At 45.8% G+C, this 13272-nt stretch carries 14 protein-coding genes; 9 read left to right on the top strand and 5 right to left on the bottom strand.

Features of this window, described 5'->3' with window-relative positions; all coding sequences use genetic code 11:
* Positions 1-56: 56 nt before the first annotated feature.
* Positions 57-848 (bottom strand): 2-phosphosulfolactate phosphatase family protein, encoded by a 792-nt coding sequence (locus QUB14_RS02565; RefSeq protein ID WP_333215064.1) that lies wholly within the window; start codon positions 846-848, stop codon positions 57-59.
* An 89-nt stretch (positions 849-937) separates the two neighbouring features.
* Between QUB14_RS02565 and QUB14_RS02570 the strand changes: the two genes are divergently transcribed.
* Positions 938-1831: an EI24 domain-containing protein gene (locus QUB14_RS02570; protein WP_190657917.1), complete on the top strand. Its 894-nt coding sequence runs from the start codon at positions 938-940 to the stop codon at positions 1829-1831.
* A 3-nt stretch (positions 1832-1834) separates the two neighbouring features.
* On the opposite strand, the gene QUB14_RS02575 is transcribed toward QUB14_RS02570, so the two are convergent.
* A complete protein-coding gene (locus QUB14_RS02575) occupies positions 1835-2089 on the bottom strand; it encodes a hypothetical protein (protein WP_190736500.1) in 255 nt (84 codons plus the stop codon).
* A gap of 307 nt (positions 2090-2396) precedes the next feature.
* Between QUB14_RS02575 and QUB14_RS02580 the strand changes: the two genes are divergently transcribed.
* The 4 genes from QUB14_RS02580 to QUB14_RS02595 all read left to right on the top strand — a co-directional run bounded on the left by QUB14_RS02580 (position 2397) and on the right by QUB14_RS02595 (position 7172).
* Complete coding sequence (locus QUB14_RS02580; RefSeq protein ID WP_190657913.1) at positions 2397-3902, top strand: MBOAT family protein; 1506 nt, start codon at positions 2397-2399, stop codon at positions 3900-3902.
* Positions 3903-3912: 10 nt separating this feature from the next.
* Complete coding sequence (locus QUB14_RS02585) at positions 3913-4866, top strand: hypothetical protein (RefSeq protein WP_333215059.1); 954 nt, start codon at positions 3913-3915, stop codon at positions 4864-4866.
* Positions 4867-5036: 170 nt separating this feature from the next.
* Positions 5037-5768, top strand: coding sequence for a DUF7873 family protein (locus QUB14_RS02590; RefSeq protein WP_333215057.1), 732 nt, complete (start codon positions 5037-5039; stop codon positions 5766-5768).
* A 474-nt stretch (positions 5769-6242) separates the two neighbouring features.
* Positions 6243-7172 (top strand): serine/threonine-protein kinase, encoded by a 930-nt coding sequence (locus QUB14_RS02595; protein WP_333215055.1) that lies wholly within the window; start codon positions 6243-6245, stop codon positions 7170-7172.
* On the opposite strand, the gene QUB14_RS02600 is transcribed toward QUB14_RS02595, so the two are convergent.
* From QUB14_RS02600 to QUB14_RS02610, 3 genes are all read right to left on the bottom strand, one after another.
* Positions 7166-7792, bottom strand: a complete 627-nt coding sequence (locus tag QUB14_RS02600; protein WP_333215053.1) for a J domain-containing protein — start codon at positions 7790-7792, stop codon at positions 7166-7168. The two genes, QUB14_RS02595 and QUB14_RS02600, sit on opposite strands and share 7 nt — an antisense overlap.
* Positions 7793-7922: 130 nt before the next feature.
* Positions 7923-8516 (bottom strand): ATP-dependent Clp protease proteolytic subunit, encoded by a 594-nt coding sequence (locus QUB14_RS02605; RefSeq protein ID WP_190657906.1) that lies wholly within the window; start codon positions 8514-8516, stop codon positions 7923-7925.
* Between the two features lie 161 nt (positions 8517-8677).
* On the bottom strand, positions 8678-9337 hold the full coding sequence (locus QUB14_RS02610; protein WP_006632447.1) for an ATP-dependent Clp protease proteolytic subunit: 660 nt from the start codon (positions 9335-9337) through the stop codon (positions 8678-8680).
* A gap of 72 nt (positions 9338-9409) precedes the next feature.
* Here QUB14_RS02610 and QUB14_RS02615 point away from each other — a divergent pair, with 72 nt between their 5' ends.
* The 4 genes from QUB14_RS02615 to thrB all read left to right on the top strand — a co-directional run bounded on the left by QUB14_RS02615 (position 9410) and on the right by thrB (position 13083).
* Positions 9410-10645, top strand: coding sequence for a VWA domain-containing protein (locus tag QUB14_RS02615; RefSeq protein WP_333215051.1), 1236 nt, complete (start codon positions 9410-9412; stop codon positions 10643-10645).
* Positions 10646-10867: 222 nt separating this feature from the next.
* Positions 10868-11434, top strand: coding sequence for a Uma2 family endonuclease (locus QUB14_RS02620; RefSeq protein ID WP_333215049.1), 567 nt, complete (start codon positions 10868-10870; stop codon positions 11432-11434).
* Between the two features lie 3 nt (positions 11435-11437).
* On the top strand, positions 11438-11932 hold the full coding sequence (locus tag QUB14_RS02625) for a tetratricopeptide repeat protein (RefSeq protein WP_333215047.1): 495 nt from the start codon (positions 11438-11440) through the stop codon (positions 11930-11932).
* A gap of 89 nt (positions 11933-12021) precedes the next feature.
* Entirely contained in the window at positions 12022-13083 is a 1062-nt protein-coding gene (thrB, locus tag QUB14_RS02630; RefSeq protein WP_333215045.1) for a homoserine kinase, read from the top strand.
* The last annotated feature ends 189 nt before the right edge of the window (positions 13084-13272 follow it).

Consider the following 13272-nt stretch of genomic DNA (forward strand, 5'->3'; position numbering starts at 1 on the left):
AATTTCCGTAGGGTGCGCCTAGGCGCACCTTACTAATACTGCATTCGCAGAAAAATTCAATTCGCCGTTTTTTCTGAAGATTGAACCCAGAAATCAGCCTGAGGAATTTTAAAATCCGACTTAACCAAAACTCCCGGTTCTCGCTGCACCGGCAGCACATCTAAAGTATCCGTTTGCGCGCAATATTTTAAATCTTCAATAACACCTAAACCGAGAAGGCGCTGGCCGTGACTGGCTCTTTCCAACAATTCGTGCAACCGATCTTGCCAGTGCAGGTAAAGAGCAATAGCCCCAAATACTTCATCGTTACCAGCAAAATCGCTCGCAGGAATACCGCTTTCTGCTAGCAGACTTTGGGCGATCGCACCAGCACAAACCGTATCTTCCAACGAATAACTCCCTTCCCAACCAGAACCCACAATCCAAATAGTTTCCGGCTGTTTATTTAACAAAAACTGCACCACAGATTTGCGGTTAATCAAAGCAGCCGTTAACACAGTTGCAGCAGCTTGCACTCGCTCCAGAGCCCGAGTACCGTTAGTTGTGCTGATAAAAATTCGCTTCCCAGCCACCTTTTCTGGCGTGCAGTCGAAGGGGGAATTCCCCATGTCAAATCCCTCAACTTTGCCGCCGCCGCGCTCTCCGGCGCGAATCCGCTTATCTGCAGGCCATTTTTCGCTCTCGGCCATTAGCTTATCTAAGTTGCTGAAAACTTGGACAGCTTCCGCCCCATTATTCAGGGCCGTTGCCATTGTCGTAGTCGCCCGCAGCACATCAACTGCGATCGCGCAAGCCGGCATTTTGTCGGCTGGCGTAAGTTCCGGGGTATGGTAAATAAAAAGCTTCACTTTTGGGCTACCTGCGATAAATCCTCATCAGCAATAATAATGGAAAGTGGATGATAGAAAATAGAGTCGAGTCCTCAAAAGCAGAAAATATGTCAAAACAGCTAAATTCAAACCCCGCCCACGCCGCCATTACCGCACCAATTGGACTCCTCGCAGGTTTCACCTATCCTTTGCGAGCTTTCACGCTAATTTTGCAAACTCCCAAGCTGTGGACTTATGTATTAGTTCCCGTGGTGCTAAATTTTATAATTGGTATTGGTCTTTATTTAAGCTTGCTATTTCCCAGTTTGGCAGGGATAGACGTTTTAGTTGCCGATTTGTCCGTCCGATTTAATGCTCTAATTGCGAGTTTTCCAGCTTGGCTGAGCTTTCTTGGCGTGTTAACAGTCGCTTTCGGCTGGCTGCTGCGCGTACTCCTAGTGTCAGGACTTTTGCTGATAATTGGATTTTTGTTAGTGCAGTTTGGCGTAATTTTAGGTTCGCCCTGGTACGGCAAACTTTCCGAACAATTGGAACTGCTGCGGAACGGTCAATTGCCCGCAGAAGCACCAATGAATTTGGCGAGTAGTTTTGGGGATATTCAAAGGGCGATCGCCTTTGAACTGCGAAAACTACAAATTTTGTTGAGCGTCGGCATACCGCTGCTGCTGCTGCATTTGGTGCCGGGTGTCGGCTCTATTCTTAGCAGTTTGGGTGGCGTAGCTTTGGGCGCGACTATTGTCTGTTTGGACTTTTTAGATGCACCTTTGGAGAGGCGGAGGCGACCTTTTCAGGAGAAATTGAAGATAATTTGGGCGAGTTTGCCGGCCAGCGGGAGTTTTGGTGTGGTTTGTTTGGGTTTGGTGAGTATTCCCCTGTTGAATCTGTTGGCGATTCCGCTGTGCGTGACGGCGGGAACTTTGTTTTTTTGCGATCGCATTTGGCCGGCCCGTTTTGCCCCAGAAGAAACAAAGAGCGATCGAGAAACTAACATTACCAATTAAAAACTAGGAAGATGCTTCTTCCTTCGGCCGACTCTGGGAGTTAAGACCCAAAAACGGGCTTAACAACAGCCAGCTAATGAAGAAAAAGGATGCTGTAAATAGCTGGACAATATCTATCGCCGACAAATATCCGTCAGATAATAGTGCAATAGTTCTATCTGTCAGCCCGAATATCCAAGAGAGAATCCCAAACAGCCAAATGCCTTTTTGGAGCATGGGCAAAAATGCTGAAACTTCGGAGTTTTGCTGCTTGTTCATTGATTTAGCCCTTGTTTGCGAAAAGTCTGATTAACCGGGGCACCCCAAGGGCTTAAGGATTTTTGGTGTCTCCTCGGATTCCCTTTGTTATCTATATGTTAAGAAATATTTCCCGATATGACAACGCGCCCTGAGAGGGATTTCCGCATCTATCTCAAGAGGTAGTCGCAGCGCCAACAAAGAGTGATATTTGCTACACTTTGGTAGGATGCGCGATCGCGATCGGGTTCTTGGCCACTCTTGCCATGAGTCCCAGGCGCTTGATATAGTGGGTCACAGGCTACGTAAAAGAGCGAAATCACAAATTATGTTATTTAACAGTATTGAATTTTTAGTATTTTTTGCGATTGTTTTCGCCATATATTATTTCCCTCCGTTGCAAAAAGTGCAGGTTCCCATTCTGATAATTGCCAGCTTTATTTTTTACAGTTGGAGCGCCCCCGCACTGTTGCTGATCCTGCTACTGTCCATTATTATCAACGCTACAGTCAGCTTTCAAGTTGCCCGAATTTCTGACAAGAAACAGCGATTTTTTTGGGCTTTATCGGGAGTCGTTCTCAATGTATTAATTTTGAGCTTGTTTAAATACGCTGGTTTGCTAACTAACTTTGTTACCGATGTTTTTAATATTGCTCGCTCCGAAGGCAGCATTGCTTATTTATTCTTAAAATTGCCTCTGCCTATCGGCATTTCTTTCTACACATTTGAAGGCATAAGTTTAATCGTAGACGTACTGACTCAAAAAAACAAAAGCGAAACAGAATCAAACGCTTACGTCTCGCCCAACTTTAGCCAACACCTGCTAAATACTTCATTTTTTATTAGCTTTTTCCCCAATTTACTGTCAGGCCCGATTTTAAAATCCAAGACTTTTTATCCCCAGATTGTTCCTAAATACTTTAAAGACATTCCTTGGAATTTCATTTTTCGCTCGCTCGTTGTCGGCTACTTCCTAAAAATGGTCATCGCCGACAACTTAAAAGACTATACCTTCTGGATCAGCTTTCCCTACTACCAAGGATTTGGAACTATTACCAACCTGACACTGCTGTTTGGATACTCAATACAAATTTTCGCCGATTTTGCCGGTTACTCCTTAATTGCGATCGGTTTTGCTGCTGCTTTGGGTTACAAAATTCCCGACAACTTCGACTTTCCCTACATCTCCCGTTCCCTCTCCGAATTCTGGAGAAGGTGGCACATTTCCCTATCAACTTGGCTCAGAGATTATCTATATTTTCCCCTCGGCGGAAACCGCAAAGGAAAAATCAGAACTTATGTTAACTTAATGATAGTAATGACTTTAGGAGGATTATGGCATGGGGCTGCTTGGAGTTATGCAGTTTGGGGAATTTATCACGGCTTGGGTTTAGCCGTAGAACGCTTTTTTGGCTTTGACAAATCTAAAAACAAATCGCCAGAAACAAATCAAGCAGAAACCAAACCACTCTGGCAGCAATTATTATTGGACAGCCTTAGCGTTTTAGGAATTTTCTCTTTTGTTTCCGTGGGATGGCTGCTGTTCAAACTGCCTCGATTTGAAGAAGCGGTTGACTTCGCAGTTACTTTAGTTCGCAACTATAAAGTCAAGCCCGGTTGGAGTCACATTATTCCGACGCTAATTTTTTCGCTACCAGTAGTGATTTATCACATTCCCCATTTTCCCACTTGGCAAAATCGGATGAAACAGGATTCAAATAAAAACGGTCAAAAAGTCTGGAGCCTTTATCAAGATTTAGCTTTAGGAATTATGCTAGCAATGATATTCCTCAACAGTGGCAGCTCGAAACAATTTATTTATTTCCAATTCTAGAAGGTGTTCTATGTTTGTCAAATTCCAGTTGCGACCGATTTTGCGCCCGCTACTAATTTTTCTGTTTCTCATGAGTTTTTATCAAGTGCTAGTCAGCGGCGGAGTTTTGCCAGCTTCCGAGGGAGTTAGCCTGATTCAAAATAATATTGTCAAAGCTCAAAGGTATGTATATCAGGATGATTCCGATCTGAAAATGGTAATGGTAGGTAGTTCTCTAGCTGCAAACCTTAATATTAAAGACATTGGAGAGGGCGTAAAGAGCATAGCTTTAGGCGGAGGAGCGAGCCAGACAGGTTTAGAAATAGTTAAAAGAAGTAAAAGCAAGCCTCCTATCGTTTTGGTAGAAATTAACGATACTATTGTCCGCAAAATAGATACAGAATTAATAGATTCTTTGTATCATCCTATTTTTTATTGGTTACGCCAGTATCTACCGATGATGAGAGAGGAATACCGTCCGATTAGCATTTTTGTTGATTTTTTTAAAAGCCGCTCGAAGCAGAATCAAAAAATGACGCGAGAGGCTCTAGACAGATTAGAAGGTCGAAATCTTACTCCTGAATTATCGCAAAAAGCTATCCAAACTGTAGTTGATATTCAAAGCCAACCTTTGTCGGAACAAGATGCAGAAAATATAAAAAAAGAAGCTGAGTTTATTAAAAGTCAAATCGCAGAAATTAACAAGAATAGCGCGGCCAAAGTAGTTTTATTTGACATACCGCAAGAGTCACGAGTTAACGCTGCAATCAGGAAAAAACAAGTCCAAGAATTGGCTAAAAAGCTGTTTCCGCCTGAGCGTTTTGAGTGGCTGCCACCCCCGAAAGAGCGAGAATGGCGTACCAATGACGGCGTTCACTTGATCCGCAGCGACGCTAGAGATTTTGCCGAGTTTTTGAGAGATAAATTGCTGAGCACGGTAGCGGCGGGATCTCTTGGCACCGCGCCTAGAAAAGAAAGCTTGTAATTTAGTTTGAAGTATGTAATACTACAAAATGAGCAAGTTTGGTTAAAGAACGATCGTGAGGTTTGTACTGAGGACTGAAGTCCTCAAAGCCCTAAAAGCCACAGGACAAACAATTTGATTATCAAAATCAACCGGCCTTGATGTGAGTTCAGCGTCAATAAAATCGAACAATGGCACGCTTAAATCAGATTATTGCGATCGAAAAAAGCATCAAAAGCCGCTCGGTTCAAGAACTGGCAGAAGCTCAAAAAGCTCTCCAGAAGCCCGCTGTGCTTTCTGGAATCTCCCGCACTTACCGTCCCAAAGACGAAGAAGGCGAACAACTGCCGCCCGAGTCCAAAAAAGTTGAAGTCAAAGCAGAAGAGATTATCCGCAAAACGACTGAAGTTTTGACCAAACTCTTCGACGTAACCGCAACCAAAGATTGGACAAATTGTAGCGCCCGCGCGGACGTAACTGTAGACGGAAACGTGCTTTTGAGCCAAGTTCCCGTCAGCTATTTGCTATTCATTGAAAAGCAGTTAGCAGATTTGCAAGCATTTATCAAAAAACTTCCAGTCTTAGATGCTTCCGAGAGTTGGAACTTCGATGCTTCGGCAGACTGTTGGGCGACAGAACCGGTGCAAACTCTCAAGACTTTTAAAACTCCGCGCAATCACGTTAAAGCTGAAGCTACCGAACACCATCCGGCTCAAGTCGATGTTTATTACGAAGATATTACGATCGGCTATTGGCGGACTGTCAAGTTTTCTGGAGCAATGCTGGCGCGGCGGCTCAATGAGTTGCTGCAAAGGGTGGAAATCTTGCAGCAAGCTGTTATGTTCGCCCGCGAAGAAGCTAACAATTCTGAAGTTGAGGAACAGAGAGTGGGAGAGCGAATTTTTCAGTTTATTTTTCGCTGATTGCTTGCTTTTTTGATAGTTATGGTTTAATATCTAAACAGAGTACAAGTTAAAACTCAAACTTCAACTTAAACCGTACAAATGTGATAGTGCAGGTTCGACTCCTGTCCCTCCTACCCAAAATAGGGCCCAAAATAGGGGGGGTAGCCCAATTGGCAGAGGCAGCATTGCGTACAAATTCAACAGCAAGCTATTACTCTAAACTCAGCATTCACCGCCGATCGCTAAAACGAATGTCAGGAAAATCACATCATCGAGGTTGCTGGCTCATATCCAGCCCCCTCTACCAAACGCAGGGGGGTAGCTCAATCGGTAGAGCGCGATGCTATTAATCTTAAATCCTTGACTTAAATGTGATAGCGTGCCCAAATGGGCGGTAAATATAAACCCAGTAGTAAGGTCAGAACTGCTGGGTTTTATGCTAATAATTGATTCAATTCGTTAAATCCGTCAGTCCTGGACGTATCAAGACAGATGATTTATTGCATCAATCCTCACTGCGAACAACGCGAAAATCCTGCTGCTGCTCAAAATTGTCAGGCTTGCGGCACGGATTTGTTAATTGGCGATCGCTATCGTATCCTTAAACCAGTGCGATCGCCCAATCCCGCACGCCCCACAGACATCTTTGAAGTCGAAGATTTGGGAACCGGGGAAAACGAATGGGGAACTGTCAAAATTTTAAAACTCTTGAAACAGACCCACAATCACGATTTAGTTCGCTTTTTCAAGCAAGAAGCGCGAGTTTTGATTTGGCTGGCAGGAAAGAGTTCAGTTCCCCACGTCGAACCTGACGGTTATTTCCCAATTAAACTCCCCCATAACTTCCAGAAATTGTCTTGTTTGGTGATGGAAAAAATTACCGGAGAAAACTTGGCAGAATTCTTAACTAAAAAACAGTTTGTTTCTCAAAATCTCGCTCTAGATTGGCTGCAACAAATGCTTCATATTTTGCAGGAAATCCACAAATATCATGTAGTACATCGGGATATTAAGCCATCCAACCTGATGGTTGAAGCCAATGGCAAATTGAGATTAATTGACTTCGGCGCCGCCACAGAAGCAGATATAGAGACCGCACCCATAGGTTCTGCTGGATACGCCGCACCGGAACAAATTCTAGGTAAAGCAGGCGTGCGCTCGGACTTTTTTGCCCTAGGGCGTACTTTTGTACATTTATTAACAGGCATACAGCCAAGTCACTTTCCCGTTAATGAGAAAACTGGTAAAATTAATTGGAGGAACCAGGCTGTAGATATTGACCCGTTACTCCTCGACTCGATCGACGAATTGATCGAACCGCTACCAGAAAATCGACCTGAAAATACCCAAGTTATTTTAGAAAAATTAAAAATTTATGAGGGAGACCCCCTGCAAAAGGGGGACACAACATCGCTTCAATAAATCTCTTCCAGCCGGCGAAAGTCCCGCTCAACTTCTGCCCACAAAGCCCGATTGTGAGGGTCAGTTTTCACAGCCTTTTTCAAATAAATTCTCGCCTTATCAACCTGCTTTTCTCCGATCAAATGCCGTCCCCAGCGCTGATAGGCGATCGCCTGCCACTGACGCACCTCCAAATCTTCGGGAACCCGCTGGGCCAAACCCTCAATCAAGGCGATCGCCCGCGGGAACCTCTGATATTTCAGCAACTGCTGCAGCTCAAAATAAGCATCTTGCTTTAACTTTTGCTCCACCGCCGACAGATCCGCATTAGATTGAACCGCAGCCTCTTTTCGAGTCACTTTAACTGCCTGCGGTTGAGCTTTCACCCCCCGATCCGGCGGTGTCCAAGTAGGCGGCACAGTTGAATGGGCAACTTTCGACTCCGCAACATGGTGGGGGGCAACATTCACCAGGAACTTATAAGCCTCAGTAATAGCAATAAACTTATTCTTAGCCTGTTCGTTTCCCGGATTCACATCCGGGTGATACTGTCTGGCTAACTGCCGATAAGAGGCCTTAACTTGCGATAAACTCGCGCCAGACCTCAGTCCTAACTGTCGGTAATAATCTGCAATATCCATCTAGCATGAATGAGCGTTGATAATACCATTAAATATGGCAGAATCCTTAAATGTAAAGATTCTGCCAAAATTTACTGCGAACTAGGTTGTAGTGCGAGGGTTGCCCGCACTACTGAAGCGCAAAAATAACTTACGGACGATCTTCGATCACTCTGTCAATCAAGCCGTATTCCTTGGCTTCCTCAGCGGACATGAAATAGTCGCGATCCATGTCCTTCTCGATTTTCTCGATCGGCTTGCCAGTATTCTTAGCATAGATATTATTGAGTTCGTGGCGCAGCCGCAGAATCTCTTTCGCCTCAATCTGAATATCCGTTGCTTGTCCCCGCGTGCCCCCAGAAGGCTGGTGAATCATGATTCGCGAGTGAGGCAAAGCTAAGCGTTTTCCCTTCGCACCGGCAGCTAACAGGAAAGAACCCATCGAAGCAGCCAAGCCCACACAAATCGTCACCACGTCCGATTTAATGTGCTGCATGGTATCAAAAATAGCCATGCCTGCCGACACCATCCCGCCTGGGGAATTGATGTACAAAATAATATCCTTACCTGAATCTTCCGAATCGAGATAGAGCATCACAGCGATGATTTGATTGGCAATTTCATCGTCAACGTCCCTGCCCAAGAAAATAATCCGTTCCCGGTAGAGGCGATCGTAGATATTAATCCACTGAGTATCATAACCACCCGGCATTTTGTAGGGAACTTTTGGCACACCTATAGGCATAATTCGGAACTCCGTTTAGTTGGTAATTGGTAATCTGGCAATTGGTTAGGGTTTATTAGTTATTTGTTACTTGTTATTTCAGGTTTTTTAGTTTTTGGCTATAATGACCAATAAACCATAAACAATAACTAATAACTAATAACTAATAAGCAATAACCGAATTAGATGACTCCGGCAGGCAGCGGTTTCGGCAATTCTTCCGAACTTTCAAGAACGCGATCGATCAAACCGTATTCTTTAGCTTCCTGGGGCGTCAGGTACAGCAACCGATCCATATCTTTAGTAATCTTTTCGATCGGTTGGCCAGTACAGCTTGCAAAAATCTCAAGCATCGTCGCTTTATTTGCCAGCACTTCCTTAGCCCGAATTTGAATGTCGCTTGCTTGACCCCGCGTGTAAGCCTTGGGTTGGTGCAACACAATAGAAGCGTGTGGCAAACTCGCCCGAAAGCCTTTTGTACCAGCCGCTAAAAGCATCGCAGACATCCCCATTGCCGAACCGAGGCAAATAGTGTGCACGGGCGGCTTAATATACCTGATCGTATCGCAGATAGCGAAGGCTTCTGTTTCAAAGCCGACGGGTTCGCCACTGTAACCAGAAGTGCCGGTCGAGTTGATGTAGATTTTGATCGGCTTATCCGGGTCTTCGTACTGCAAGAACAACAGTTCAGCGATAATCAGTTCTGTTACCGCAGGCACTAGAGGCATCCCCAGATAAACGATCCGCTCCTTCAGCAACAGGGATGGCAAATCGGGAGGTGGCGTCCGAGAGTTCCCTTCCCCGTAGTATGGCGATTGCACAGCTTTAATTGGTGTGTTCATATAACCGAAATGTTGCCTGAACTGATGGAGCTATTCTTAAAGAAATAGTAACGCAATCTTTAGGTATCCCGCATGAAAGTTAGTTTGCTCCCGATTTTAAACGACCCTAACCTTGACGCTGCCGCGCCCTCGACCCAGCGCCAGCTAGCGATTTCAGTGTCTGCGATGGCAAGCTCGATCGACTCCAGCGTACCCTTAAACCTGTGCCTGATTCTCGACCACAGCGGTTCGATGGGCGGACGCCCCTTGGAAACCGTCAAACAAGCCGCGGGACGGTTGCTAGACAGGTTGAAGCCCGGGGATCGCTTTTGCGCGGTGGCTTTCGACCACAAAGCCAAAGTCCTCGTCCCCAATCAAATTGTGGGAGACCCCAGTAGCATTAAACGGCAAATTGAGCAATTGCGCTCGGCCGGTGGCACAGCAATTGATGAGGGCATTAAGTTAGGTATTGAAGAGTTGGGCAAAGGCAAAAAAGAAGCTATATCTCAGGCGTTTCTGCTGACTGACGGCGAAAACGAACACGGCGACGACGGCCGCTGTTTGAAGTTGGCGAAACTGGCTGCCGACTACAACATGACTTTAAATTCTTTGGGATTTGGCGATAACTGGAATCAAGATATTTTGGAAAAAATTGCTGATGCCGGCGGCGGTGCTCTGGCTCACATTCAGCGTCCCGAAGATGCGGTTGACGAGTTTGGTAAACTGTTTAGCCGCGTCCAAGGTGTAGGTTTGACTAATGCTTATTTGCTATTTTCCCTGATGCCAAAAGTGCGGTTAGCCGAACTCAAACCGATCGCCCAAGTTGCCCCGGATACGATCGAATTACCGGTACAGCAAGAGGGCGATCGCTTTATGGTGCGCCTGGGAGATTTAATGAAGGATATAGAGCGAGTAGTTTTGGCTAATATTTATATTGGACAGTTGCCCGAAGGTACACAGGCGATCGGGCAATTGCAAATTCGCTACGACGATCCGAGTGTCGGTCAAGGTTTGCTTTCCGATCCCGTTGCAATTTCCACTAATGTCCTGAAAGTTTATCAGCCGGCACTTAACCCGACTGTGCAGCAGCACATTTTAGCTTTGGCTAAATACCGCCAAACTCAACTCGCAGAAACTAGATTGCAACAGGGCGATCGAGCCGGTGCGGCTACGATGCTGCAAACTGCTGCTAAAACTGCTTTGCAAATGGGTGATAAAAGTGCCGCAACTGTCCTGCAAACCTCTGCTACTCGCTTGCAGTCGGGTGAACAATTGAGTGAAGCCGATCGCAAGAAAACTCGCATTGCTTCTAAAACTATTTTGAAGTAATCCGATGATTTAAAATTTTAAATAATTTTAAATTGGGCGATCGGACAATTTGGTGATGCGAAATCGCCTCTACAAAAACGAAACCCGCCTGGGCGCGGGTTTCAATATTCTGAGTCTCGCTTGCAAAAAGCGAAAGTCAGTGTATGCCGATTGTTTCAAGCTGTGGATCGTGTAGAAGCTCGATCGTTTAGAATGTTTCTATCACCTATCAAGAGTGCTTGTATGAACCAGACAATATCTGATAAAGTACGCTGGACTACCGCCGATTTAGAACTATTGCCCGATAACGGCGATCGTTATGAAATTATTGATGGGGAGCTATTTATGACTAGAGCACCGCATTGGGGGCATCAAAAGGCTATAGGCAACCTCTACCAAGAACTTAATACTTGGTCGCGAGAGACTAATTTAGGAGAACCAGGAATAAATCCTGGTCTTATTTTCACGGACGCTGATAACGTCATTCCCGATCTAGTTTGGGCGAGCAATGAACGCTTGGCTATCTTGCTAGACGAAGCCGGCCATTTAACCGCCGCACCCGAGTTAATTGTTGAAGTATTGTCCCCCGGTGCAGACAATGAAAGACGGGATAGAGATTTGAAACTCCGACTCTATTCGGTACGAGGAGTACAGGAATACTGGATTGTGAATTGGCGGTTGCGGCAAATAGAAGTTTATCGCAGGGAACAAGCAAGTTTAAAGCTCATTGCTACGCTGTTGAGCAATGATGAACTAACTTCGCCTTTGTTGCCAGGTTTTAGTTGTTCTGTAGCTCAAATTTTTGCCTAAATTATGAAATCATCATTTTACAATTTAATCGCTACTCTAGTAATATTTACTATCTTTGGTAATATATCCCCTGCTATCTGTGCTAAATCCTCCGCAATCTTAATAGCTCAAAAAACGATTGTTCAAAATCCTGCTGAAGATTTATTCAATAGTGCTTTAGCCAAATCAGAAGCAGGAGACATTCAAGGGGCGATCGCCGATTACACCGAAGCCATCCGCCTCAACCCCAACTACGCCAAAGCCTACAACAAACGCGGCATCATCCACGGCCGCCATCTCAAAGACTATCCAGCAGCTAAAGCGGATTTCGATCGCGCAATTGAAATCAACCCCAACTACGGCGACGCCTACTACAACCGCGCCCGAGTGCGCGAGTTCTTAGAAGACAAACCGGGGGCGATCGCCGATTATCAAAAAGCAGCCGAGCTCTATCAAAAAGATGGCAATACCGACGATTATCAAGATGCCATCAAGCATCTTCAAATGCTGCAAGAATAAATGGCTTTTGAAAACATAGTATAATACCTGCGATCGGCGTTCATCCGCATTCATCTGCGGTTAAACATTCCAAATCCACCATTCAAAAAATGCCCGAAACTTCCACCGTCACCGTCACCGTACCCGCCACAACCGCCAACCTCGGCCCCGGATTCGACTGCATCGGCGCCGCTTTAAGCCTCTACAACCGCTTCCAATTCTCCCGACTCGAACCCTCAGCAACAGAGAAAGTAAAAATTACTGTTACAGGCCAAGAAGCCGCCAAAGTCAAGACAGATGACAGCAATCTCGCTTATCAAGCTTTTCTCAAGTTATACGATCGCCTCAAGCAATCGCCGCCCCCTGTAGCGATAAATATAGATATGCCAGTGCCGCTGGCTAGAGGTTTAGGAAGTTCCGCCACAGCTATTGTCGGTGGGTTAGTCGGTGCAAATGAGTTAGCCGGTGCGCCTTTGAGTCAAGTGGAAGTGATGCAATTGGCGATCGAACTTGAAGGCCATCCCGACAACGTTGTCCCCGCTTTACTCGGAGGATGTCGCCTCGCTGCTAGCAATGCACCCCCCCAACCCCCCCTTAGTAAGGGGGGGCTAAGAGAAGGATTCCCCCTTACCGAAGTGGGGCTAACAGAACAATCACCCTTAGATGCGGAAATTCTACCATCACCCCCCCTTAGCAAGGGGGGGCAGGGGGGGGGTGCTTGGCAAATTTGCGATATTCCCTGGCATCCGAATATTGTGCCGGTGGTAGCCATCCCCGATTTTGAACTGTCTACAGCCGAAGCGCGCCGAGTTTTGCCAGCAGATTACAGTAAGGCTGACGCGATTTTTAATGCCGCACACCTCGGTTTGCTAGTGCGGGCTTTGGAAACTGGGAATGAAAACTGGCTGCGCTGCGCCCTCCAAGACAAAATTCACCAACCTTACCGACAATCTCTGATTAAGGGATATGAAGCGGTGCAACAAGCCGCCGTGAATGCAGGGGCTTGTGGAATGGTAATTAGCGGTGCCGGGCCGACGCTTTTGGCTTTAACGGATGCTACTAATGCTGATGCGGTTGTGAGGGAAATGGCGGCTGCTTGGGGGGAATTGGGGGTGAAGGCAGATGTAAGGGCGATCGGCCTTGATACTCAAGGCGCGCAAGTCTCCCTTTAGTTATTCCACTCTTAGACACGCAACGTCTACATAACCGTGTTTTGTAGGGGCAATCTCCCGTGGTTGCCCCTCTCCATGGAATTATTCATATTTCTATTCTCTTCCTCTCTCCTTCAAATCTCTTGCATATCAACTCAAGTCTCTTTTCGATAACTTCTGCCATTCCCTATCCAAAATTTTACATTAAAA

Origin of the sequence: Microcoleus sp. B3-D2, from assembly GCF_036705345.1 — a bacterium.
Classification (GTDB): Bacteria; Cyanobacteriota; Cyanobacteriia; order Cyanobacteriales; family Microcoleaceae; genus Microcoleus.